Here is a 22316-nt window from a genome sequence, read left to right as displayed (position 1 = left end):
CGATGAACCTCGCCCACCTCTGCCCGTATCACCACGCGGTGAAGAGCTACACCCGGTGGACGCCGAGACACCTCGGCGACGGCCGCATCGAATGGACCTGCCCGGCCGGGTACCGCTACATCGTCGAACCCTCCGCGGATATGAGACCACCCCGGAAACCGAAACCCGAACCGAAACCACCGGTCTCGTTCGTGGATGTCTGGAACCTTGACCCCGCACCCGACGACACCGACGACCCGAGCCCGTTTTGAACGAGGCTTCCGGTGAACGATGCCGCCGGGGGATGACTAGGCCGAGGGCGCCGGCTCCAGGGCGCCGGCGGCGAGGTCTTCGAGCATCAGCTCCGGGTGGTCGCGGACCGTGTTGCGCAACCGCCACGGGGTGCTGAACAGGGCGAGGAGTGTCCCGTCTGAGCGCATCAGCACCTCGACCTGCCGGTCGTGGCCGAGGATCTCGGCGCTCTCCCGGTTGGTGCGGCGGGCGATCTGGTAGGGGAGCGACTCCGAACGGATCGCGGCGCCGAAGTCGTGCGTCATGCGTTCCTCGACGACCTCGAACTGCATCGGGCCGACGGCGCCGAGCACCGGGGCCTGGTCGCCGCGCAGGTCGCTGCGGAGCACCTGGATGACGCCCTCGTGGTCGAGCTGGTCGATGCCGCGCCGGAACTGCTTGTGCTTGCTGCTGTCCGCGGAGCGCACAGCACGGAAGTGCTCGGGCGCGAACATCGGCAGCGGCGGGAACTCGACGGGTTCGCTCTCGAAGATGGAGTCGCCGACCCGGAGTGCCGACGCGTTGACGAGCCCGACGATGTCGCCGGGCCAGGCTTCGTCGGCCACTTCGCGTTCGCGTCCGAAGAGGTGCTGGGCGTACTTGGTCGCGAAGGGCCGGCCACTTGCGGCGTGGGTGACGATCATTCCGCGACGGAACTGGCCCGAACAGACCCGCACGAAGGCGACGTAGTCCCGGTGCGAGGCGTTCATGCCCGACTGCACCTTGAACACGAAGCCGGAGAACGGTGAGGCGACCGGGCGGTGCCCGCCGGCCGCGTCGACACGCGCCTCCGCGGCAGGGGCGAAGTCCACGAGGGTGTCGAGGATGTGCTGCACGCCGAAGTTGAGCACGGCCGCGGCGAACAGCACGGGGGTGGTCTGGTTGGCGAGGAACGTGGCCTCGTCGTGGTCCTGGCCTTCCTCGCCGAGCAGTTCGGATTCTTCGGTCGCGGTGACCCAGGCCTCGCCCTCCTCGGTCGCGGCGACCTCGAACGGCACCCGGTCGCTGTCTGCGGCGGTCGCGCCGCCGGCCGTGCGGGTGAAGCGGATGAACTCTTCGGTCGACCGGTCGATGACGCCGCGGAAGTCGCCGGCCACTCCGACCGGCCAGGTCAGGGGTGTCGGGAGCAGTCCGGTGCGGGTGCGGATCTCGTCCATCAGGGCGAGAGCGTCGAGGCCGGGCCGGTCCCACTTGTTGATCACGGTGATCACGGGCAGGTTGCGCTGACGGCAGACGTCGAAGAGCTTCATGGTCTGCACCTCGAGGCCCTTGCTCGCGTCGACGAGCATCACGGCGGCGTCGACGGCCGACAGGACCCGGTAGGTGTCTTCGGAGAAGTCGGCGTGGCCGGGGGTGTCGACGAGGTTGATCACGCTGTCGCGGTATTCGAACTGGATTGCCGCGCTCGTCACCGAGATGCCACGGGCCTGCTCCATCGCCATCCAGTCGCTCACGGTCCCACGGCGGCCGGCCTTGCCGTGGGTCGCGCCCGCCGTCGTGATGGCGTGCGCGTGCAGGAGGAGCGCCTCGGTGAGGGTCGACTTTCCCGCGTCGGGGTGGCTGATCACGGCGAAGGTGCGCCGCCTGCGCGCCTCTGCGGTGATCTCGGTCGCGGGTGCGCCGGTCGTCGGCACGCCGGTGGTGGGCTGCGTCATGGATCCTTCTTTCGCGGCTGATTCGTTCGGGCTCACGCCTGCTCAGAAGGCCGTAACCGGAATCGTTCCCGTACAACTCTATCCGGCGTGGCGCGGCGACCTCGCGGCAGACGCCCAGCATCCGTTTTGATAACGGTTCGGGCGTGTCCTTTCCGTGCGCCGATTCGCGGGTTACTCTCAGTTTTGGGGCCACACCCAGCAGTCGCGGTAAGCAGTAAGGAGTGACGGATGATCCAGTCAGGCATTCAGGATTCCGAGCGTGCTCTTCACCCGGCCTCTGCCCACGTGACCGCGCACCCGCTCCAGGGGCCGCCGCCGATCTCCGTCTCGATCCCGGTCCAGCCGGACGGGCGCCTCCCTCTCGTCGGCGCCCGGCGCACCATCGCGGATACAGACCTCTCCGTGCACCCGGTCGCCCTCGGCTCGAGCGTCTTCGGCTGGACCGCGGACGGCGAGACGAGCCACCGTATCCTCGACCGGCACCGTGCACTCGGCGGCAACTTCCTCGACACCGCGGACAGCTACACCTCCGGACGGAGCGAAGTGATCATCGGCTCCTGGCTGCGTTCCCGCAAGGCGCGCGACAGCACCGTGATCGCCACCAAGATCGGCAAGAACCGGGACAACCCCGGACTGTCCTCCCGGAGTATCATCGGCGCGGTCCAGGCGTCCCTCGACCGGTTGGGCACCGACTACATCGACCTGCTGCACTTCCACTTCGACGATCCGACCGTGCCGCTCGAGGAAAGCCTCGGCGCCGTCGACGTGCTGATGCGCAGCGGCCAGGTGCGGTACCTCGCCGCCTCGAACTTCTCCGGGGAGCGCCTGATGGAGGCCCGCATCCTCGCCGCGAACGGCCTGCCGCGCTTCGTCGCCCTGCAGACCGAGTACAGCCTGCTGCAGCGCAGAGGCTTCGAGTCCTCGCTGTCCCTCGTCACCCGGGCCCAAGGCCTCGCGGTCCTGCCCTACTTCTCCCTCGCGCACGGCTTCCTGGCCGGCCGGTACCGCTCCAAGGCCGACCTGCACAGCACGACGAGGGATGCCCGCGCCGCGAAGCACCTCAGCAGGCCCGGGCTGAGGGTTCTCAGCGTGGTGGACCGGATCGCGGCCGACCACGACACCGGGGCCGCATCGATCGCGCTCGCGTGGCTCCTCGCGCAGGCCGGGGTCACGGCGCCCGTCGCAGGGGCCAGCCAGCCCGACCAGGTGGATTCCCTCATCGCGGCCGCCGGAATCCGGCTCACCCGCAGCGACATGGTCGACCTCGAGCGGGTGACGGGGCTCGCTGCCGGCCGCTGACGCCGACGCCGCCCGCCGCTCGAATTCGGTTCCGCGAGGCACCCTGATGCCGTCGGTGCCGTGACGTAGGGTGGTGGTGTCATGAACAGCGCCGTTGAATTTCCCCTCACACTCGCCGAGTTGTCCTTCCGAGCCGCCGGCGAATCCGTCGTGCGCCGGACCGTCCTCCCGAGCGGTGTGCGCATTCTCAGCGAGCACGTCCCCGGCAGCCGGAGCCTGACGATCGGCTACTGGGTCGCCGTCGGTTCCCGCGACGAAGCGCCCGGGCATTACGGCTCCACCCACTTCCTCGAACACCTGCTCTTCAAGGGCACGGCCAAGCGCAGCGCCCTCGACATCGCGATTGCCTTCGACTCCGTCGGCGGCGAGCACAACGCGATGACCGCGAAGGAATACACCTGTTACTACGCGAAGGTCCGCGACCGCGACCTGCCGATGGCCGTCGAGGTGCTCACCGACATGCTCACCTCGTCCACAATCGACCCGGTCGAATTCGAGACCGAACGCGGCGTGATCCTCGAGGAACTCGCCATGGCTGACGATGACCCGGCGGACGTTGCGAACGAGCGCTTCTTCGAGGCCGTGATGGGCAAGCATCCGCTCGGACGCCCGATCGGCGGCAACCCCGACACGATCAGGGCGGCCACCCCGGAGGCCGTGCTCGCGCACTACCGCGCCAACTACCGCCCGCAGGACCTCGTCGTCACGGTCGCGGGCGCCGTGGACCACGACGTGCTCGTCGCAGACGTGACCCGGGCGCTCTACTCCGCAGGCTGGGACCTGGGCGAACACGCCGCCCCCGTCGGGCGTCGCAACGGGCGACCCGCCGAGATCCACCAGGGCAGCGCGGTCACAGTCGTGCGCCGCCCGCTCGAGCAGGCGAACCTGCTGCTCGGGTTCCCCGGACTCCTCGCGACCGACGATCGCCGCGTCACGATGAGCGTTCTGACCTCCATCTTCGGCGGCGGCATGTCGTCGAGGCTCTTCCAGGAGGTGCGCGAGAAGCGCGGGCTCGCGTACTCCGTCTATTCCTTCGCCCCCGGCTACTCCGACGCGGGCCTCTTCGGCATGTACGCCGGCTGCACCCCGGCGAAGGCGGGCCAGGTCGCCGAGCTTCTCCTGAGCGAACTGCACCGGCTCGCCGAACACGGTGTCACCGCGGACGAGATGAAACGCGCCAACGGGCAGCTCTCCGGTGCCTCCTCGCTGGCCCTCGAAGACTCCGACACCCGGATGTCCCGGCTCGGCCGCGCCGAGATCACCCTCGGTGAGTTCGTCGACCTCGATGAGGCGCTGCGCCGGCTCGCCCTGGTCACCGCGGACGACGTGCAGGTCCTCGCCGTCGACCTCGCGGCCGGCCCGCTGTCCATCGCCGCCGTCGGCGCGCTCGACGACGACGTCTTCGCGGGAATCGTGCCTCCAGGCGTCCGGCCCTGATCCAACGGGTCACCTGGCCCTGTACCGCCCGGCCGTCCGGCCGAACGCCCCGAACCGAAAGAGAACCCGTTGCCCCACTACATCTACCTGGTTCGTCACGGCGAGCAACAGGATGCCGAACACGGCCTGCCCGACGGGCCGCTCTCGGCGCGCGGCAAACGGCAGGCGCAGCTGATCGCGGAACGCCTCGGCGGCGTGCCGTTCACCGACGCCTGGCACTCGCCCCTGCAGCGCGCGGCCGAGACCGCAGAGATCGTCGCCGGGCGGCTGCCCTCGCTCACCCCGGTTCCCTCCCCGCTGCTGTTCGACTGCATCCCGACCGGCATGGCGCCGGAGACGCCCGCGGCATACGCCCCGTTCTTCGGTGCCGTCACCGAGGAGGAGATCGAAGCCGGCCGTGCGCAGATGGACGACGCCGTCGCCGAATTCCTGCAGCCCCGCAGAGGCGAGCGCCACGAACTGCTGATCACGCACAACTTCGTCATCGGCTGGTTCGTGCGCGCAGTGCTGGGTGCTCCGGACTGGCGCTGGATCAGCATCAACCAGGCCAACTGCGGCCTCACCGTGCTGTTGCAGAAGCCGGGCCGCCCGTGGACGCTCGTCACCCACAACGACACCGGGCACCTGCCCGTGGAGATGCGCACCGGACTGCCTGACCCGCTGCTGTACTAGGCGCGAGCGAGACTCTCTCTCAGGCGCGAGCGGGGCTCTGTACTAGTCGCGAGCGAGGCCCTTCCGGTACCAGTTGGTGGCGTTCGGGTTGTCGTTGTACGGCGGGCAATCCGCAAAGCCGGCGCTCCGGTAGAGCGCTCCGGCGGCCCGCAGGCTCGCGTTCGTGTCGAGCACGAGCTCGGCGGCGCCGAACAATCGCGCCCGCCGCTCGAGTTCGGCGAGCAAGGCCCGGCCCCAGCCCCTCCCGCGTGTGCCCGGCTGCAGCCAGAGGTGCTTGACCTCGTAGCGGGCGCCGCCGCCCGGGGTGTCCCCGATCCGACGGATGCCGCCGCACCCGACCCAGGCCTGCTCCGGGTTCCCGCTGGGTTCGCCGACGAGCAGGAAGACACCGTTCGGCGGCAGGAAGTCCCCGGCCACCGGGAAGGTCGTTCGGTAGGCACCCTGCTCGACGGGGAAGCTCGACTGCCGATCGCTGAAGTAGGCCGTCAGGAGGGCGAGGGAACCGGCATCCGTCACGGATACCTCGCGGAAGACGGGGCCGGGTGCTTTCGGGGTGGCTGGCATGCCACAAGGCTACGTCGGGGAACCCGGTGAGCCCAGTTCGCGCCGGGTCGTGCGGGGCCCGGATGCCGGATGCCGGATTGCCGGATTGCCGCTTGGTAGATTAGTCGTATGACAACACGGGTGGCCATCGTCGGCGTTACGGGCACGATGGGCCGACTGATCAGCGGGCTCGTCGAGGAGACCGACGGGTACGAGTTGCACGCCGGCCTCGACTCGCGCAGCCCGCTGTCCGACATGCTCGGGGCGGATGTCGTCGTCGACGTCACCCTGCCCGGCGTGAGCCAGAGCGTCGTCGACTTCGCCGTCGACAACGGCATCCGGGTGCTCGTCGGCACCTCCGGCTGGTCCCAGTCCCGCATCACGACGCTCGAGCGCCGGATCCGCGGCCGGAGTGACACCGGCGTCGTGATCGTGCCGAACTTCTCGATCGGTTCCGTCGTCGCGACCGCCGTCTCGGCCATGCTCGCCCGGCTCTTCGACTCGATCGAGATCGTCGAAACGCACCAGGCCGCCAAGGTCGACTCTCCCTCGGGGACTGCGGTCCGCACCGCCGAGCTCATCGGTCTCGCACGCACGGAGCTCGGCCCGGTGTCTGCACCGCACAACGACCAGCGAGCACGCGGGCAGCAGGTGTCGAGCGTGCCCGTGCACAGCCTGCGCCTCGACGGCGTGCTCGCCCGGCAGGACGTCATCTTCGGCGGCGCGGGGGAGACGGTCACGATCTCCCATAACACGCTGTCCGCCAACGCGTACCGGCGCGGCATTCTGCTCGCCCTCGACGCTGCCCGCACTGCCGTCGGCGTGACCGTCGGCCTCGACCAGGTCGTCGACCTCGGCCTCGGCGCGCCCCCCACCCCGCCGGCGGCGATCGTCGCGATCGCAGCGGAGCCCGACCTCGACAGCGTCCCCGAGATCGACGCCGACTCCGAGATCTTCGAATGAAGGGCCGCATCGGCGCCGGCATGATGGCGATCCTGCTCGCCTTCTACCTGGTGCTCGTCGGGTGGCGGGCGGTGCTCTTCCTGCAGAGTGGCGCACCCGTCGGCATCGCGATCGGCGTGGCGCTGCTGGTTCTGCCCCTGATCGGGATCTGGGCGCTCGTGCTCGAGGTCACCTTCGGATCCCGCTCGGCCAGGCTCGTTCGCCTGCTCGAGGCGAGCGGAGAACTCCCGGTCGAGACCCTGCCGATCCGCGCGAGCGGCCGCCCGGTCAGGGACGCGGCCGACGCGGACTTCCCGCAGTACCGCGACGCGGTCGACGCGGCACCGGAGGACTGGAAGGCCTGGTTCCGGCTGGGCCTCGCGTACGACGCCGCCGGGGACCGGAAACGCGCCCGCGGCGCCATCCGCACAGCGATCACGCTCGAGCGCGCCGCAGCCTGACTCTCGCCCGAAGACTCCGTCTGATTCGTCAGGGCAGCGGATGCCTGGCGCGGGAGATGGTCCAGACGTTGCGGTCTCCGACCCGTTCGAAGTGCACGGAATCGACGAGCATCTGGATGAGCGCGAGCCCCCTGCCCGACTCCGCGAGGTCGTCGGGGAGCACAGGTCCGCTCAGCGTTACCGCTCCGGCCGTTCCGGTGTCGCTGATCCGGGCGCTGAGCTCGTGGTCGTCGGCGTGGATCGACAGCACGCAGGTGATGCCGGTTCCCGCGGCGGCGTGCTGGATGACGTTCGACGCCAGCTCGACGAGGGCCGTCTCGAACGCGAACCGGTCGATGTCGACGATGTCGGAGTGGGGCTCGAGCACGCGCTGGACGAAGTCCTGCACGGTGTCGATATCGTCGGGCGGAGTGCTGAGCGCCAGGGTGGTGTCGGAATCAGTCACGGTATGCGGTCTCTGCGGTCGCGTGGTTCTGCAGGATGCGGTCGAGATGGGTCAGCTCGAACACGAGCGCGACCTGCGGCGTCGCACCGGCGATGCGGAGGTCCCCGCCGGCCTGCCGGGCGACCTTCAGGCCGCCGATGAGGGCTCCGAGCCCTGACGAATCCATGAAGTCGACCCCGCTCAGGTCGACGACGATCCGCACCGTCCCCGCGGCGATCGCTGCGGACACCACCTCGCGCAACAGCGGCGCGGAGACCATGTTGAGTCGGCCGTCCGCGCGAATGGCCGCCACGTTGCCGGCTATCGTTTCAGTCCGGAAATTCATTGCTCTGGGTGCTCCTCTGGTGCGGCCTCAGGGGTGAAGCCTTGGTAGGTGGCCGCCTTGAACAACACGCTCAGGACGACGAGGTCGTAGACGGCCCAGCCGATGTTGACCCCGGTGCCGATCGGTTCGGCGCCGTTGACGAACAGGCGCACACAACCGACGATGATCGCGACGACGAGCATCACCATCACCGTGATCTGCGGCTTGATCAGGTGCCACTGCGGTCCGGTGTGAGCCTGCCTTGTCTTCGGCGTCACGGCGAAGTTGAGCGGGATGCCGAGCACGACGTTGTTGAAGGCGGTGGTGCAGGCGTCGATCCACACCGGGAACAGGGCGAGGCTGTACTGCTGGCCCCGCCAGGTGGGGATACCCCGCGCGGCCACGAAGAACAGGAGCTGGTTGGCGATCATGAACGGGATGAACCTCAGGAAGAAATCCCAGGCATTGGTGGACACCGGCAGGATCCCGAAGACGAGGAACACGATCGGCGCCGCGAAATAGATGACCGCCGCATAACCGGAGAGGTAGCTCCACATCGTGGCGAAGTACATCAGGCGCTGTGGCAGGCTCATCTTCCACTGCAGCAGCGGGTTCTCCCTGAGGAAGACCTGCATGGTGCCCTGGCCCCAGCGCAGCCGCTGGGTGAGCATCGTGCCCACGTCTTCGGGGGCGAGCCCGTCCGCGAGCAGCTCGTTGTGGTAGACGCTCTTCCAGCCGAGGCCGTGCAGCCGCATCGACGTGGCCATGTCCTCGGTGACCGAGATGGTCGCGAGCGGCATCACCGGCTGGGCCTCGTGGCCGCGGTCGATCGCGATCGTGTCGAGGGCGGAGCGCACGGCCTCGAGGGCCTTGAACGGTGAGAGCTCGCGGGTGGCGAGCCTCGCGACCGTCTCATCGATGTCGAGCAGGTACGGCGAGTCCGGTGTGCCGGCCAATTCGCTGATCTCGCGCAGGTCGTCCGCGAGCGACGTCACCTCGCCGACCACAATGCCGGCGGCCGCGGCATCCACCCGCTCGTGCAGCACGAACGTGACTTCGGCGAGCGGCTCGTCGCGCCGGATCGCGGCACGCGCCTGCCTGATCGCGTGGGAGACTTCCGTGAGGGCGTGCGCGACCGCGGGGTTGCGGGCGGCCGGATGCCGGCGGGCACCCCGCACCACACGGCTCGCGTCGCGGAGCGCGGTGCGCACGGAACCCTCCACCTCGCGCACGTACCCGAGAATGCCGAGGTGCATCAGGGCCTCGCGGCGCAGCACGGCGTTCGATCCGCAGAAGAAGGCGGCATTCCAGCCGTCCTTGCCCTGCTGGATCGGGCCGTAGAACAGGGGCGCCTGGCTGCCGAGCGGGTCCTCGACCGTGACGTTGCTGAAAACCTGCGGGGTTTGCACGAGCGCGACCTTGTCGTCGGTGAAGTAACCGAGGGTGTGGTCGAGGATCTCCGGCCGGGGGATCTGGTCGGCGTCGAGGATGAGCAGGAATTCGCCCTGGGTCTCCATCAGCGCGTTGTTGACGTTCCCGGCCTTCGCGTGGCGCGGCCGGTCGATCCATTCGGTTCCCCGCGAGAGGTAGTCGATGCCGGCTGCCGCCGCCGCCGCTGCGAGCTCCGGCCGGGCGCCGTCGTCGAGCACCCAGGTGCGATGGGGGAAGGTGATCTCCCGCGCGGCGAGTGCCGTCGTCATCACGAGGTCGATCGGCTCGTTGTACGTGGCGATCAGCACGTCGACGGTCGCGTCCGCGGGAGGCGCCGGCGGTGCCGGGCGGGTGTACGCGCGCCACATCATCATGCCGAAGAGGCTGACGTCGATCAGGCTGTACGTTTCGGCGGCGACGAGGGCGACGGCGATCCACCACGCGTCCCAGTTGAGCGAGAACATCCAGCGCCACGCCACGTAGTTGATACCGAGCGCGAGCGTGAGCACGACCACGATCCGCAGTGCCAGCATCCGGCTCATCGGAGCACCCCTCTCATCGCGGCACGATTCATCGCGGCACGATCCGGAACAGGAATTTCGTCCTGACCATCACCCAGAGCAGCGCCAGGATGACGACGTATGCGCCGGTGTTCAGCCACACGTTCCCGTCCTGGAGCGCCGGGATGTTGGCGGCGATCAGGGCGAAGAACACGTGCATGATGAAGACGTAGAGGGTGGCCTGCCCGAGCGGGATCAGGAACCAGCCGAGGGCGCGCCGGATCGGACGCCAGTATGCGCTGACCAGGGCGTAGAGGCTGACGACCACGAGCATCACGTTGAGGAGACGACCGGGCTCGAGGTTGGTGCGCCCGAAGAATGCGCCGTAGATCGAGCGGAAGAGCGCGTCAGGAACGAGTCCGAGGCGAACGGAGAAGGCGCTGGGGAGATACGGGTTGCTCCAGGAGAACAACATCAACGCTGTCGCGAGCAGCACGATCACCGCAGCGGCCACGAGGCCCCACCGCGAGGCGAACCAGCGGAGCAGGGCGACACGGTGGTACCCGGCCACGATTCCCGTGACGAAGAGCACCTGCCAGGTCAGCAGCGGGAACGAGTCCTCGAACTCGGAGGGGAACAGACGCACCCCCGCGAGCGCGTTGAACAGGTACAAGCCCCAGCTGAGCGCGAGCACCGGCACCCACCACCGCTTCGACAACGCCCACAGCACGAGCGGGCAGACCAGGAGCAGCACTACGTACAGGCCCATCACGTTGAACTGCCACGGCCCGAGCCGGAGGAGTGCCAGGTCGAGGAGGATGTGCGGGTTCACCGGGTAGGTCAGCAGTTGCCCGGCGTTGGCATAGAGGTCGTAGACGTGGCCCGACGCCGAACTGCCTCGCGCCCCGGTGCCCTGGTCGGTGAACGTCGTGAGGTAGCCGGCGTTGACGAAGGGCAGCAGGCTCACCGCGAAGATCAGGATCACTACGGCGAGGGCGGTGTAGTACAGCTTCCAGGCGCGCCGGCTGGTTCGGATGACCACCTCGCCGATGCCGCTCATGGCGATCTTGGGCCGGTAGACCATGCCGAGCACGACGCCGGCGAACAACACGAACAGCTCGGCGCCGGAGACGATTCCGATGGCCTCCTGGGTGATCTCCTGGAACAGGGAGACCAGGCCGATGTGGTTGACCACGACGAACACGATCGCGAGGCCGCGCATCAGGTCGATGCGCAGGTCCCGGTCGGTCGGGCCGTCATAGCTCAGCGCCGACCGGCCGCGCCGCGCGACCGCGAGCGCGAAAAGCAGCGTGACTGCGGCGATCACGAGCGCGGCCACGAGCCAGGCCCACCAGCCGCCGATGGTCACCCCCGGTCCGGTGGCAGATGCCCCGGCCTCGTTCGTCGTCGTCGGCGCGAACTGCGGGCCGAGCGTGAGGTCGCTTGCGGCAAGGTCGGCAGCGAAGGCGGCCCGGGTGTTGTCGCCGAGTGTCACGCTCCAGTCGACGAAGGTCCCGCCGACGACCGCACGGGTCGCCGTGGTGTCCTGCCAGAGCACGGCCTTGAGCGTGGCGTATCGCGGGTCGGCGACGGCGGCGAAGACCTGGCGCCACCAGTTCTGCTTGATCGCGAGTTCGCCGGGGCCGCCCGCTGAGGGACTGTAGAACGCCGCGGTCTCCAAGAGGAACGGCGTGCCGGTCGCCGTCGAATACCGGCCGAAGAAGTCGTCGTCGCCTGCGGCGTCTGCGGCGGGGGAGCCGAGGCGGGCGAGCAGCTCGCCGTCGCGCGGAACGGTGTTGCGGGCGTCGCCTCCCGCGGTGTCGTCGTGGTACACCGAGAGCCCCACCCAGTCGGCGACGGCGCCGGGATAGTAGGGGGCGTACGCGTCGTCGCCGCCGTCGACGGAGCCGTCCCGGTTGGTGTCGAGCTCGCGGAGCGTGTCGGTGTCCGCGGCCCGGGTCCCGGTGAACGGATACCCGCCTCCCCAGTTCGGCGACCACACCATCACGGCCCCGGGCAGACGGCGGTGCACGACGTCGGCGACGGCGGCGAAGGCCTGGCGGTATGCGGAGGGCTGCTGTCCCCAGGACACCCAGGTGCTGTTCATGTCGGGGGCGAAGCGCAGGTACAGCGGGGCGGTGCTGGTGCCCCGCGCGGCCGCGATGCCGTCGACCAGCCGCGTCGCGGCATCCGCAGTGATCGCCAGAAGGCTCGTCGTCGGTCGGATGGTGAGTAACGGGAGGGAGCCGGCACCGTTCGTCTTCTGCAGGAATTGGGCGCTGTAGCTCGTGTCGGCGTCGGACATCGGCATCGAGACGGAGTGCTCGTAGAAAGCGCTCGGGGAGCCGAGGCGGGACGCCTGCTCGGTGGCGCTGTCACCGCTCCAGTCGAGGATCGACCCGAAGTACGCTCCGGCGGTCGGCTCGAGGCTGACGGGAGCGCCGTCCGTCGCGGGCGCCGGCGTCACCGTCACGGCGGGCGTCGGCGCAGGTTCCGGCGTTGCCGTTGCCGTTGCCGATTCCGTGGCCGTAGCGGTGGCGGTGGCCGAGGTTGTGGGGGTGGCCCGTGCGGCCGTTGCCGGCGTGGCCAGGGGAAGCGCCAGCGCCAGAACCATGGCAAGCACTGCGGCCACCCGTCGAACACGGGATCGGGAGCCGCGTGCTCTGGAAACCTGCACCTGCTACCCCCGACGTCTGGCCTGACGGCCTCCCTCGACGATGGTGCGACCTGTGCCTCAGCGTAGCGGAAAACGAGGCAATATCACCCCCGGATGAGGGTGGGGCGTGGCGGCGACATCACTCGGTGGAGCCGCGCAGCCGGGTCACGCCTCGGCGAGCATCGCGTCGACGGCCTCGGCGACCGTGCCGTGCCGGAACACGAAGCCGTCGCCCTGCAGCAGGGCGCTGCTCACCCGTTGGTCGGCGAGGAGCAGCTGGCGGGCGGCGTCACGGAGCGCGAATGTCAGCGCGAACTCCGGCACCGGCAGGAGGAACGGGCGGTGCAGGGCGACCGTGACGGCCCGGATCACGTCGTTCGCCGAGGCCGGGGCCGGTCCGACGAGGTTGACCGGGCCGCTGAGGGTGGAGCCGAGCAGGTGCACGATCGCGGCGGCCTCGTCGTGCAGGCTGATCCACGGCCAGTGCTGGATGCCGCGGCCGAGCGGGCCGCCGAGGCCGAGCCTGACGAGGGGGAGCAATGGTTTCAACGCCCCGCCGCGCGCGATCACGAGCCCGGTGCGGAGCAGGACGACCCGGGTCGGCGCCGGTGTGCGCAGGGCCTCGGCCTCCCAGGCCTCGACGACGGCAGCGAGGAAATCGTCGGCGGGAGCGGACCGTTCGGTGAGGATCTCACCGGGCCGGTTGCCGTACAGGCCGACAGCCGAGCCGCTCAGGAACACGGCCGGCGGGGTGGGAGTCCTCCTGATCGCCTCGACGAGGGTGCGGGTCGCGTGGGTCCGGGAGGCCAGGATCTCGGTCCGGTAGCCGTTCGTCCACGGCAGACGGGCGAGCGAGGCCCCCGAGAGGTTGACGACCGCGTCGACCCCGTCGAGGGCTGCAGGGTCGATGTCGAAGACGGCGGGGTTCCAGGTCACCTCGTCCGGCCCGGTGGCCGGATGGCGCACGAGCCGGGCGACGGTGTGCCCGGCTTCGCCGAGCTGGCGGACGAGTTCGGTTCCGATGAGCCCGGAGGCTCCGGCGATCAGTACGCGCATCGGGCGCTCCTGCGCCTAGGCCAGTTCCGCTTCGATCGTGATCGGGATCCCGGCGAGGGCCTTCGACACCGGGCAGTTCGCCTTCGCGTCCTCGGCGAATGCCGCGAACTGTTCCTCGGTGAGGCCGGGCACGCTCGCGCTGACGAGCAGGTGGCTGCCGACGATGCCGACTCCGGCCTCGAAGGTCACGGCAGCGGTCGTCTGGATGTTCTCCGGCGTGTGCCCGGCCGCGCCGAGCCCGTTCGCGAGGGCCATCGAGAAGCACGCGGCGTGCGCGGCGCCGAGGAGCTCTTCCGGGTTGGTGGTGTTCGGGCTCCCGACACTCCGTGCCTTCCAGGTCACCGGGAACTCGCCGGCGTGGGAGGAGTCGAGTGAGACGGTGCCATGGCCGGACTTGAGGTCTCCGGTCCAGACGGTTGACGCTTCGCTGGTCAGTGCCATGGTGTTACCTCCTGGGTGTGAAAGCCCCAGCCTAACCGGGCATCCACTCAGAGGGACAGGCTCAGTCTGGGAGTTGACAGGGAGCCCGGTCCACGCGCGTCAGGCCGCGGCGGGGGAGCGACTGAGGATCCGGGCGCGCACGAGCAGGAGGTAGAGCTGGCAGCCGAGGCAGTAGTCGAAGACCGAGTTCAGGAACGCCGCGATGAACGCGAAACCGGCGGCGATCCCGACTGCGGGGGCGAGACCGAACAGTCCGAGCACGACGCCGATGACGGTCACGAACAGGCCGACCCCCTGGGCGAAGGTCGGCGGAGCGGCGTCTTCGAGTTCGGCGGGCGGTGCAAGGCGGGGACGTACGAATCGCTTGAACAGCAGGCCGTACGGGTGCCGGCCGACGCCTGCGAATGCTCCCCAGGCGAAGAGCGCCGCGATCGCGGCGAGCAACACGAGAGCGGCGACGGATGCCCCGGTCAGGGAGAGGAAGATCACGACGAGCAGGAGCACGGCCGTGATGGCGGCGCTGAACCGCGGGCCTCGGGGGTCGACGGGCGCGCGACGGGGCGGAGCGGCGGGGCTCGGCGTGGTTGCGCGGTTCGCGGAGGAATCACTGGGCATGGGGGCTCCCTGGCAGGTGTGACGCGGTGAGGGGGTTCGCCGATTCGGGCCCGGCGAGATGGTCGAGGTGACGGAGGACATCCGCCCGGTGCGGCGCGCCGCCGACGCGGGCGTGCACGCGACCCGCGCCGTCGAGGATGAGCGTCGTCGGGGTCTGCAGCACACCGAAGCGGTTCGCGAGGTCGGCCCGGTGCGTGAGGTCGACGTCGACGTGGGCAACGCCGGGACGGCCATCGGCGATCTGGCTGAGGAGTCGGTGGGTGCCGGGGCAGCGGCTGCAGAACTCCGTGGAGAACTGCACGAGGGTGGCCGCGGGGCCGAAGGGGACCTGGCTGCCGACATCCGCAGGGGTCAGCACGGTCGTTTCGGTGTCGGCGACGTCGCGGAACAACCCCTGGCGCGAGCGGTAGACGAGGCCGAGCACGGTCGCGACCGCGACGAGGGCGACCACGACGAGTGCGGCGCCGAAGGGGTTCATGGGGTCGACGTTACGCGGGACTCGAGCGAGGAATCTTCGTGTGACGAGAGATTACGGACGGCGCCCCCCGTTAGGGTGGGACCCGTGCCTCACAATTCCCGGGCGCGTCCCTCCCGCGCGCTCCGCCATTCCGCCGCTGTCGGCGCAGTCGTCAGCGTCGTAGCGCTCCTCGCCGGCTGCACAGCGGCACCGGGCTCCGCGTCTCCGACGGTCTCGTGCGCGGTCACATCGACGGCCGACCTGGTTCCACACACGGGGGTTCTGTTCGGGGTCAACCTGGACTGGGGCGCCGAGACCCTCGCCGAATTCAGCGGTAGCGGCCTCCGTCCCGCGGTCGCCGTCTCCTTCTCCGGCCTGCCGATGAGTGCGGACGACCGCGCCAACGTCGGGGCCGCAGCGGGCCAGGTGCTCGCCAACGGCGGCGAACTCCTGCTCACCCTCGAACCTCGCGCGGGTCTCGCCGCCATCACCCCTGCCGTTGCCGACAACCTCGGCGCCCTGCTCGGCGGACTCAACAACCGCGGCGTACCCGTCGTCGTGCGCTTCGCCCACGAAATGAACGGGTCCTGGTACGAGTGGGGCCAGCAGCCGACGGAGTATGTCGCGGCGTTCCGCAGGGTCGCGGACGCCGTGAAACGCGATGCCCCTGGTTCGGCGATGATGTGGGCGCCGAACTACGGCGGCGGCTATCCCTTCGCCGGTGGAGTGTACGCGGCGAAGCCCGGCACGCCCGATTTCACCGCCCTGGACACAGACGGCGACGGCACGCTCACCATCAGGGACGACCCCTACCTGCCGTACTACCCCGGAGACGACGTGGTGGACTGGGTCGGCATGTCCCTGTACCACTGGGGATCCGCATACCCCTGGGGCGAGGACGAAGTGCCGGAGCCCGGCAAGTTCGCCGCCCAGCTCACCGGAACCTACGCAGGGCTCGCCGGCGACGAGACCGCCACGCCCGACTTCTACGGCGTCTACGGCGAGGGGCACGGCAAACCCGTCGCGATCCCGGAAACCGCGGCGCTCGTGGTGTCCGGGGGAGATCCGGCCCAGGAACTGGCGATCAAGCGGGCGTGGTGGCGCCAGGTGTTCTCGGCCGACACGGCGACGAGGTTCCCCAGGCTGCACATGATCAACTGGTTCGAGTGGGAGAAATACGAGACCGAGATCGGGGCGCGCGTCGACTGGACCCTCGCCCGCAGCGCCGCGGTACGGTCGGCCTTCCTCAGCGATCTTCCGGGCTGGCTGATCTTCGGGCATCCCGACGAGTCGTGCGCCCAGAAGGCCGGTTAACGCGGCCGGGACTGCCGCCGGACGCCGGCAAGGCGATAGCCTGTCCACGTGTCTATGTCTGAGAATCCGTTCGGCCAGGTCCTCGTCGCCCTGGTAACCCCCTTCACCGCCGACGGTGAGGTCGACTGGGCGGGCGTGGCGAAGCACATCGACGACGTGATCACGGCCGGAGCAGACGGCATCGTCGTGACCGGAACAACGGGGGAGACCTCGACCCTCACCGACGCGGAGAAATTGCGCCTCGTCGAGGTCGGCAAGGACGTCGCGGCCGGCCGCGCGAAGATCATCATGGGCGGTGGCTCGAACGAGACCGCGCACGCGATGCAGCTGGCCAGGCAGAGCGAGAAGGCCGGCGCCGACGGCAACATGATCGTCACCCCGTACTACAACAAGCCCACCCAGGCCGGCATCCTCACCCACTTCCGCATGATCGCCGACGCGACCGACCTGCCGGTGATCCTCTACGACATCCCCGGCCGCACCGGCGTCGCGATCGCATACGAGACTCTGCTGCGCGCCGCGAAGCACCCCAACATCCTCGCCGTCAAGGACGCCAAGGGCGACCTCGCCCAGGTGAGCCGCGTGCTCAACCAGACCGACCTGCTCTACTTCTCCGGCGACGACCCCAACGTGCTCCCGCACCTGTCGATCGGCGCGACCGGACTGATCGGCGTGACCGCGAACATCGCGGCGACCCCGTACCGGCAGATGGTCGACGCGGTCAACGCCGGCGACCTCAAGACCGCAACCGCCGCACACAAGCAGCTCGAGCCGCTCGTGCGCGCCGTGATGACCCACGTGCCCGGAACCGTCGCCGCCAAGTACATCCTGCACGGCCTCGGGCGCATCACGAGCCCCCGCGTGCGGCTGCCCCTCGTCGGCCCGGAGGAATGGGAAGCCGCCGAGATCGAGGACGAGATCGACCTCGTCAAGAACATCCCCGGTGTGGACTTCTCCAACTTCCGCCCGGACCGCAACGCCGCCGCCGGCGGGGCCCTGCCCAAGATCGCCGGAACCACCCGCTAGTCAGCACACCGAACCACGAGGAGGGCCCATGCCCATCGACGTCTACGAACCGGCCACACTCGAACCGGGAACGCTCCGGATCATCCCGATCGGCGGCCTCGGCGAGATCGGCCGGAACATGACGTCGTTCGAGATCGACGGCAAGATCCTGATCGTCGACTGCGGCGTGCTCTTCCCCGAGGAGCACCAGCCGGGCGTCGACCTGATCCTGCCCGACTTCAGCCCGATCAGGGACCGCCTCGACGACATTCTCGGCGTGGTGCTGACGCACGGGCACGAGGACCACATCGGCGCCGTACCGTACCTGCTCAAGCTGCGGGCGGACATCCCCCTGATCGGTTCGGGGCTCACCCTCGCGTTCATCGAAGCCAAGCTCAAGGAACACCGGATCGTGCCGTACACGCTCCAGGTCGCCGAGGGGCAGACCGAGCGGCTCGGCCCGTTCAACCTCGAGTTCGTCGCGGTCAACCACTCCATCCCGGATGCCCTCGCCGTCGCGATCAAGACCGCGGGCGGCACCGTGCTGCACACCGGCGACTTCAAGATGGACCAGCTCCCTCTCGACCACCGGCTGACCGACCTGCGCGAGTTCGCCAGGCTCGGCACTGAGGGAGTCGACCTCTTCCTCGTCGACTCCACCAACGCGGATGTCCCCGGCTTCACCGCCTCGGAGCGGCTGATCGGTCCCGTCCTCGACGACGTCATCGCCCGGGCTCCGCGCCGCGTCATCGTCGCGAGCTTCTCCAGCCACGTGCACCGGGTGCAGCAGGTGCTCGACGCCGCGCACGCCAACGGACGCCGGGTCGCCCTGCTCGGCCGCTCCATGGTGCGCAACATGACCATCGCAGCCGATCTCGGCTACCTGACCGTGCCGGAAGGGGTGCTCGTCGACTTCAAGAAGGCCGGCAGCATCCCCGACGACAAGATCGTCTACATGTCGACCGGCTCCCAGGGCGAACCGATGGCCGTGCTCGCGCGGATGGTCAACCAGGACCACCAGGTCGAGGTCGGCCCCGGCGACACCGTGATCCTCGCGAGCTCACTCATCCCCGGCAACGAGAACGCGGTCTACCGCATCATCGACGGCCTGACCAAGCTCGGTGCCAACGTCGTGCACAAGGGCAACGCAAAGGTCCACGTCTCCGGCCACGCCGCCGCGGGCGAGCTCACCTACTGCTACAACATCCTGAAGCCCAAGAACGTGCTCCCGGTGCACGGCGAATACCGGCACCTCGTCGCCAACGCGAAGCTCGCCGCCGAGACCGGGGTGCCGCCGGAGAACGTCATCCTCGCCGAAGACGGCACCGTGCTCGACCTCAAGGACGGCGTCGTGCGGAAGGTCGGCCAGCTCGACCTCGGCTACGTCTACGTCGACGGCTCCACCGTCGGCGAGATCACCGAGGCCGACCTCAAGGACCGGCGCACCCTCGCAGAGGAGGGCTTCATCTCGATCATCATCGTCGTCGACGCCAAGACCGGCAACGTCATCGTCGGCCCGGAGATCCACGCGAAGGGCTTCGCGGAGGACGACTCTGTCTTCGATGCGGTGCTGCCCAAGATTCGCGCCGCCCTCGGCGAGGCCGCCGAGAACGGGGTCCGCGACCCGCACGCGCTGCAGCAGATCGTGCGCCGCACGGTCGGCCGGTGGGTCAACGTCACGTTCCGCCGCCGCCCGATGATCGTGCCGCTCGTCATCGAGGCCTAGGGTCGCCGGAGGCGCTCGCGTGTGCGGCGCCACGACCAGGACCGCGTGGGCTCACGCGGAATCGGTGGCTCGGCGGTACCGTGGACTTCATGGCCACGAGCACTAAGTCGACCGGGCGCGCCCGCACCACGCCGGCCCGCGGTACGCCCGCGCGCAAGCCGGCTGCCCGCACCACAGCACAGAAGACGGTCAAGTTCGCCGCAGCGGAGGCCGAACCCGGCCTCTTCGTGCGCTCCTGGCTCGCCCTCGCCCATGTCGCCGGCGCCGCCGCTCGCGCACTCGGCCCGGAAAAGCTCTCCAAAGAGGAACGCCGCGACGGCCTGCCGTTCTTCCTCGTGCTGCTCGCCGTTGCCGGCGCGGTCGTGGAATGGTTCCTGATCGACAACGCGATCGCCCGCAACTTCGACGCCTGGACCTTCGGCGGGCTCTTCGGCCGGGTCGCGTTCGCCCTGCCGGTGATCCTCTTCGTCTTCGCGATCTGGCTGTTCCGCAAGCCCAGTTCTGTGCACGACAACGGGCGCATCGGCATCGGCCTGAGCCTGCTGCTCGTCTCCGTCTCGGGGCTCTGCCACGTCTACGGCGGCCAGCCGACGCCCACCCAGGGCATGAACGTGCTCGCCCTCTCCGGCGGCGTGATCGGCTGGATGATCGCAGCCCCGCTGATCGCCCTCACGACAGCCATCGGCGCCACCGCCATCATCATCCTGCTGCTCGCCCTGAGCCTGCTGATCATCACGAAGACCCCGCCGAACCGGATCGGCCAGCGTTCGCGCGAGCTCTACGCCTGGCTGTTCGGCGCGGAGCTCTCCACGGAGGACGAGCGCGCGGCGGCGAAGACCGCGAAGATCGAGCGCGCCGAGAAGACCGCCCAGGTCGAACTCGACGGTCTCGACGGCGAGCCGGACGGCAACAGCGCCCTGCCCTGGTGGCGTCGCAACAACAGCAAGCGCGAGGAAGACCCTGACTTCGGTGGCGCCCTCGTGTCGGATGCCGGCGCTCACGGTTCGAAGGCGGGCGACGGCCCGTCCGGGGCCGGCGACGATCCCCTCAGCACCCTTCTCGGCGGCGACGGCCGCGGCGGCTTCGACAGCGCCATCGCGCCCGCGGACGGGTCCCCGGTGCCGACACCGGCCACGCCGTTCTCGGTCGGGCTGTCCGGCGGCGGTTCCGGCGGCGACCACTACGGCACAGAGGTACTCGAGGACCTGCTCCGCGCCGAGGACGCCATCAAGCGTTTCACCGGCGAGATCGACGTGCCGCGCGGCTCGGACTTCGGCCTGCACGACGACGAGGCGACCGGCGGCCCAGGCTCGGCCGCGGCGGCGGGACTCACCGAGGTGCTTCCGGGACTCGACGGCCTGGGTGCCGCAGGGGCGACCGGTGCGGTGCCCGGCGAGGACGGGCATCCGCTGCACCCGGACACCGGCGATCACCCGGCCGTGCCGTACGAGCTGCCGTCGAACACGACCCTGACCGCCGGACCTCCCGCGAAGGCGCGCTCGGCGGCGAACGACGTCATCGTCACGTCGATCACCGAGGTGCTCACCCAGTTCCAGGTCGACGCCCGGGTGACCGGGTTCTCCCGCGGCCCGACCGTGACCCAGTACGAGATCGAACTCGGCCCCGGCGTCAAGGTCGAACGGGTCACCGCCCTCAGCAAGAACCTCTCGTACGCGGTCGCGTCCAACGAGGTGCGCATCCTCTCGCCGATCCCCGGCAAGAGCGCGATCGGCATCGAGATCCCGAACACCGACCGCGAGATCGTCACCCTCGGCGACGTGCTCCGCTCGGCGGCGGCCACGAACAGCACCCACCCGATGACCATCGGCGTCGGCAAGGACGTCGGCGGCGGATTCGTCGTGGCCAACCTCGCCAAGATGCCCCACCTGCTCGTCGCCGGTTCGACCGGTTCCGGTAAGTCGAGCTTCGTGAACTCGATGATCACGAGCCTGTTGATGCGCGCCCAGCCGAGCGACGTGCGCATGGTGCTGATCGACCCGAAGCGGGTCGAACTCGCCGCATACGCCGGCGTGCCCCACCTCATCACGCCCATCATCACGAGCCCGAAGAAGGCCGCCGAAGCGCTGCAGTGGGTCGTCAAAGAGATGGACATGCGCTACGACGACCTGGCCAGCTTCGGCTTCCGCCACATCGACGACTTCAACAAGGCCGTCGTCGGCAACGAGATCGTGCTTCCGGCCGGGAGCGCCCGCACCCTCAAGCCGTACCCGTACCTGCTCGTCGTCGTCGACGAGCTCGCCGACCTGATGATGGTCGCCCCGCGCGACGTCGAAGACTCGATCGTGCGGATCACGCAGCTCGCCCGTGCCTCCGGCATCCACCTCGTGCTCGCCACCCAGCGTCCGAGCGTCGACGTCGTCACCGGCCTGATCAAGGCCAACGTGCCGTCCCGCCTCGCGTTCGCGGTGACGAGCGTCACCGACTCCCGGGTCATCCTCGACCAGCCGGGCGCGGACAAGCTCATCGGCCAGGGCGACGCGCTCTTCCTGCCGATGGGCGCATCCAAGGCCATCCGCGTGCAGGGCGCCTGGGTCAGCGAGGCGGAGATCGAACGGGTCGTCAAGCACGTCACCCAGCAGGCCCGCCCCGACTACCGGCCGGACGTCTCGATGGAGGCGCCGCGCAAGGAGATCGACTCCGACATCGGAGACGACCTCGAGGTGCTCCTCGCCGCCGCCGAACTCGTCGTGTCGACCCAGTTCGGCTCGACCTCGATGCTGCAGCGCAAGCTGCGCGTCGGCTTCGCCAAGGCCGGCCGGCTGATGGACCTGCTCGAGTCCCGCGAGATCGTCGGCCCGTCCGAGGGGTCGAAGGCCCGCGACGTGCTCGTCACCGTCGAACAGCTCCCGAGCGTGCTCGCCCTGCTCCGCGGCTCCGACGACGAGCACCACGCCGCAACGGCGGCCCGCCAGGCCAACGCCGCCCACGAGGCGGATGCCCGCCGCGATTCCCAGCCCGACCCCCGCTACGCCGGCGACCCGGTCGCGAAAATGAGCGAGGGCTACCCTGAGGAAGAGGCGTCGTCAGCAGACGAGGATGCCTGGAACCTCACCGGCAGGGACTGAT

The 22316-nt window shown here is 69.6% G+C and carries 19 protein-coding genes and 1 pseudogene; 10 read left to right on the top strand and 10 right to left on the bottom strand.

Annotation, left to right across the window (positions count from 1 at the left end; genetic code table 11):
• Positions 1–251, top strand: a pseudogene (locus E3O50_RS01690) (hypothetical protein); the annotation flags it as partial.
• A gap of 36 nt (positions 252–287) precedes the next feature.
• Here the strand turns inward: E3O50_RS01690 and E3O50_RS01685 are convergent.
• On the bottom strand, positions 288–1925 hold the full coding sequence (locus E3O50_RS01685; protein WP_134446920.1) for a peptide chain release factor 3: 1638 nt from the start codon (positions 1923–1925) through the stop codon (positions 288–290).
• A 228-nt stretch (positions 1926–2153) separates the two neighbouring features.
• Here E3O50_RS01685 and E3O50_RS01680 point away from each other — a divergent pair, with 228 nt between their 5' ends.
• The 3 genes from E3O50_RS01680 to E3O50_RS01670 all read left to right on the top strand — a co-directional run bounded on the left by E3O50_RS01680 (position 2154) and on the right by E3O50_RS01670 (position 5333).
• Positions 2154–3224, top strand: coding sequence for an aldo/keto reductase (locus E3O50_RS01680; protein ID WP_134446922.1), 1071 nt, complete (start codon positions 2154–2156; stop codon positions 3222–3224).
• An 81-nt stretch (positions 3225–3305) separates the two neighbouring features.
• Entirely contained in the window at positions 3306–4661 is a 1356-nt protein-coding gene (locus E3O50_RS01675; RefSeq protein WP_134559766.1) for a pitrilysin family protein, read from the top strand.
• A gap of 69 nt (positions 4662–4730) precedes the next feature.
• On the top strand, positions 4731–5333 hold the full coding sequence (locus E3O50_RS01670) for a histidine phosphatase family protein (RefSeq protein ID WP_134446926.1): 603 nt from the start codon (positions 4731–4733) through the stop codon (positions 5331–5333).
• Positions 5334–5375: 42 nt separating this feature from the next.
• Here the strand turns inward: E3O50_RS01670 and E3O50_RS01665 are convergent, their stop codons facing one another.
• Positions 5376–5897 (bottom strand): GNAT family N-acetyltransferase, encoded by a 522-nt coding sequence (locus tag E3O50_RS01665; protein WP_134559764.1) that lies wholly within the window; start codon positions 5895–5897, stop codon positions 5376–5378.
• Between the two features lie 108 nt (positions 5898–6005).
• Here E3O50_RS01665 and dapB point away from each other — a divergent pair, with 108 nt between their 5' ends.
• Both dapB and E3O50_RS01655 read left to right on the top strand, forming a co-directional pair.
• Positions 6006–6839, top strand: a complete 834-nt coding sequence (dapB, locus tag E3O50_RS01660; protein ID WP_134446930.1) for a 4-hydroxy-tetrahydrodipicolinate reductase — start codon at positions 6006–6008, stop codon at positions 6837–6839.
• Positions 6836–7279 (top strand): tetratricopeptide repeat protein, encoded by a 444-nt coding sequence (locus E3O50_RS01655; RefSeq protein WP_134559762.1) that lies wholly within the window; start codon positions 6836–6838, stop codon positions 7277–7279. The genes dapB and E3O50_RS01655 overlap by 4 nt, the downstream gene beginning before the upstream one ends.
• Before the next feature lie 28 nt (positions 7280–7307).
• Here E3O50_RS01655 and E3O50_RS01650 read toward each other — a convergent pair whose 3' ends face one another.
• The 8 genes from E3O50_RS01650 to E3O50_RS01615 all read right to left on the bottom strand — a co-directional run bounded on the left by E3O50_RS01650 (position 7308) and on the right by E3O50_RS01615 (position 15205).
• Positions 7308–7724 carry an ATP-binding protein gene (locus E3O50_RS01650; RefSeq protein WP_166788320.1) on the bottom strand — a complete coding sequence of 139 codons (417 nt, stop codon included), beginning with the start codon at positions 7722–7724 and terminating at the stop codon, positions 7308–7310.
• Positions 7717–8049 carry an STAS domain-containing protein gene (locus tag E3O50_RS01645; RefSeq protein WP_134559758.1) on the bottom strand — a complete coding sequence of 111 codons (333 nt, stop codon included), beginning with the start codon at positions 8047–8049 and terminating at the stop codon, positions 7717–7719. Before E3O50_RS01645 ends, E3O50_RS01650 begins: the two co-directional genes overlap by 8 nt.
• Positions 8046–10001 carry a glycosyltransferase gene (locus tag E3O50_RS01640; RefSeq protein ID WP_134559757.1) on the bottom strand — a complete coding sequence of 652 codons (1956 nt, stop codon included), beginning with the start codon at positions 9999–10001 and terminating at the stop codon, positions 8046–8048. The genes E3O50_RS01645 and E3O50_RS01640 overlap by 4 nt, the downstream gene beginning before the upstream one ends.
• A gap of 28 nt (positions 10002–10029) precedes the next feature.
• Positions 10030–12573, bottom strand: a complete 2544-nt coding sequence (opgC, locus tag E3O50_RS01635) for an OpgC domain-containing protein (RefSeq protein WP_134559755.1) — start codon at positions 12571–12573, stop codon at positions 10030–10032.
• Positions 12574–12780: 207 nt separating this feature from the next.
• Positions 12781–13671 (bottom strand): TIGR01777 family oxidoreductase, encoded by an 891-nt coding sequence (locus E3O50_RS01630; protein WP_134559753.1) that lies wholly within the window; start codon positions 13669–13671, stop codon positions 12781–12783.
• 15 nt (positions 13672–13686) lie between these two features.
• The gene (locus E3O50_RS01625; RefSeq protein ID WP_134446935.1) at positions 13687–14112 is read right to left on the bottom strand and encodes an OsmC family peroxiredoxin; all 426 of its coding nucleotides are present in this window, start codon (positions 14110–14112) and stop codon (positions 13687–13689) included.
• A 99-nt stretch (positions 14113–14211) separates the two neighbouring features.
• Positions 14212–14727 (bottom strand): DUF4395 domain-containing protein, encoded by a 516-nt coding sequence (locus E3O50_RS01620; RefSeq protein ID WP_134559751.1) that lies wholly within the window; start codon positions 14725–14727, stop codon positions 14212–14214.
• Positions 14717–15205, bottom strand: a complete 489-nt coding sequence (locus tag E3O50_RS01615; protein WP_134559749.1) for a thioredoxin family protein — start codon at positions 15203–15205, stop codon at positions 14717–14719. The genes E3O50_RS01620 and E3O50_RS01615 overlap by 11 nt, the downstream gene beginning before the upstream one ends.
• Positions 15206–15289: 84 nt before the next feature.
• Here E3O50_RS01615 and E3O50_RS01610 point away from each other — a divergent pair, with 84 nt between their 5' ends.
• The 4 genes from E3O50_RS01610 to E3O50_RS01595 all read left to right on the top strand — a co-directional run bounded on the left by E3O50_RS01610 (position 15290) and on the right by E3O50_RS01595 (position 22315).
• On the top strand, positions 15290–16498 hold the full coding sequence (locus E3O50_RS01610; protein WP_241975414.1) for a glycosyl hydrolase: 1209 nt from the start codon (positions 15290–15292) through the stop codon (positions 16496–16498).
• A 48-nt stretch (positions 16499–16546) separates the two neighbouring features.
• Positions 16547–17524 (top strand): 4-hydroxy-tetrahydrodipicolinate synthase, encoded by a 978-nt coding sequence (gene dapA, locus E3O50_RS01605; RefSeq protein ID WP_134559745.1) that lies wholly within the window; start codon positions 16547–16549, stop codon positions 17522–17524.
• A 28-nt stretch (positions 17525–17552) separates the two neighbouring features.
• The gene (locus tag E3O50_RS01600) at positions 17553–19229 is read left to right on the top strand and encodes a ribonuclease J (protein WP_134559743.1); all 1677 of its coding nucleotides are present in this window, start codon (positions 17553–17555) and stop codon (positions 19227–19229) included.
• An 89-nt stretch (positions 19230–19318) separates the two neighbouring features.
• Positions 19319–22315 carry a DNA translocase FtsK gene (locus E3O50_RS01595; protein ID WP_134559741.1) on the top strand — a complete coding sequence of 999 codons (2997 nt, stop codon included), beginning with the start codon at positions 19319–19321 and terminating at the stop codon, positions 22313–22315.
• Position 22316: the final 1 nt, after the last annotated feature.

The sequence above is a fragment of the Cryobacterium sp. MDB1-18-1 genome (assembly GCF_004402735.1).
Taxonomy (GTDB): domain Bacteria; phylum Actinomycetota; class Actinomycetes; order Actinomycetales; family Microbacteriaceae; genus Cryobacterium; species Cryobacterium glucosi.
This window is presented reverse-complemented; position numbering and strand designations above follow the sequence as displayed.

What these genes read in the sequence shown, in the direction of transcription:
- E3O50_RS01685 (WP_134446920.1), bottom strand. Translation starts at nt 1,925, where the DNA reads ATGACGCAGCCCACCACCGGCGTGCCGACGACCGGCGCACCCGCGACC.
- E3O50_RS01680 (WP_134446922.1), top strand. Translation starts at nt 2,154, where the DNA reads ATGATCCAGTCAGGCATTCAGGATTCCGAGCGTGCTCTTCACCCGGCC.
- E3O50_RS01675 (WP_134559766.1), top strand. Translation starts at nt 3,306, where the DNA reads ATGAACAGCGCCGTTGAATTTCCCCTCACACTCGCCGAGTTGTCCTTC.
- E3O50_RS01665 (WP_134559764.1), bottom strand. Translation starts at nt 5,897, where the DNA reads ATGCCAGCCACCCCGAAAGCACCCGGCCCCGTCTTCCGCGAGGTATCC.
- dapB (WP_134446930.1), top strand. Translation starts at nt 6,006, where the DNA reads ATGACAACACGGGTGGCCATCGTCGGCGTTACGGGCACGATGGGCCGA.
- E3O50_RS01655 (WP_134559762.1), top strand. Translation starts at nt 6,836, where the DNA reads ATGAAGGGCCGCATCGGCGCCGGCATGATGGCGATCCTGCTCGCCTTC.
- E3O50_RS01645 (WP_134559758.1), bottom strand. Translation starts at nt 8,049, where the DNA reads ATGAATTTCCGGACTGAAACGATAGCCGGCAACGTGGCGGCCATTCGC.
- E3O50_RS01640 (WP_134559757.1), bottom strand. Translation starts at nt 10,001, where the DNA reads ATGAGCCGGATGCTGGCACTGCGGATCGTGGTCGTGCTCACGCTCGCG.
- opgC (WP_134559755.1), bottom strand. Translation starts at nt 12,573, where the DNA reads ATGGTTCTGGCGCTGGCGCTTCCCCTGGCCACGCCGGCAACGGCCGCA.
- E3O50_RS01630 (WP_134559753.1), bottom strand. Translation starts at nt 13,671, where the DNA reads ATGCGCGTACTGATCGCCGGAGCCTCCGGGCTCATCGGAACCGAACTC.
- E3O50_RS01625 (WP_134446935.1), bottom strand. Translation starts at nt 14,112, where the DNA reads ATGGCACTGACCAGCGAAGCGTCAACCGTCTGGACCGGAGACCTCAAG.
- E3O50_RS01620 (WP_134559751.1), bottom strand. Translation starts at nt 14,727, where the DNA reads ATGCCCAGTGATTCCTCCGCGAACCGCGCAACCACGCCGAGCCCCGCC.
- E3O50_RS01615 (WP_134559749.1), bottom strand. Translation starts at nt 15,205, where the DNA reads ATGAACCCCTTCGGCGCCGCACTCGTCGTGGTCGCCCTCGTCGCGGTC.
- E3O50_RS01600 (WP_134559743.1), top strand. Translation starts at nt 17,553, where the DNA reads ATGCCCATCGACGTCTACGAACCGGCCACACTCGAACCGGGAACGCTC.
- E3O50_RS01595 (WP_134559741.1), top strand. Translation starts at nt 19,319, where the DNA reads ATGGCCACGAGCACTAAGTCGACCGGGCGCGCCCGCACCACGCCGGCC.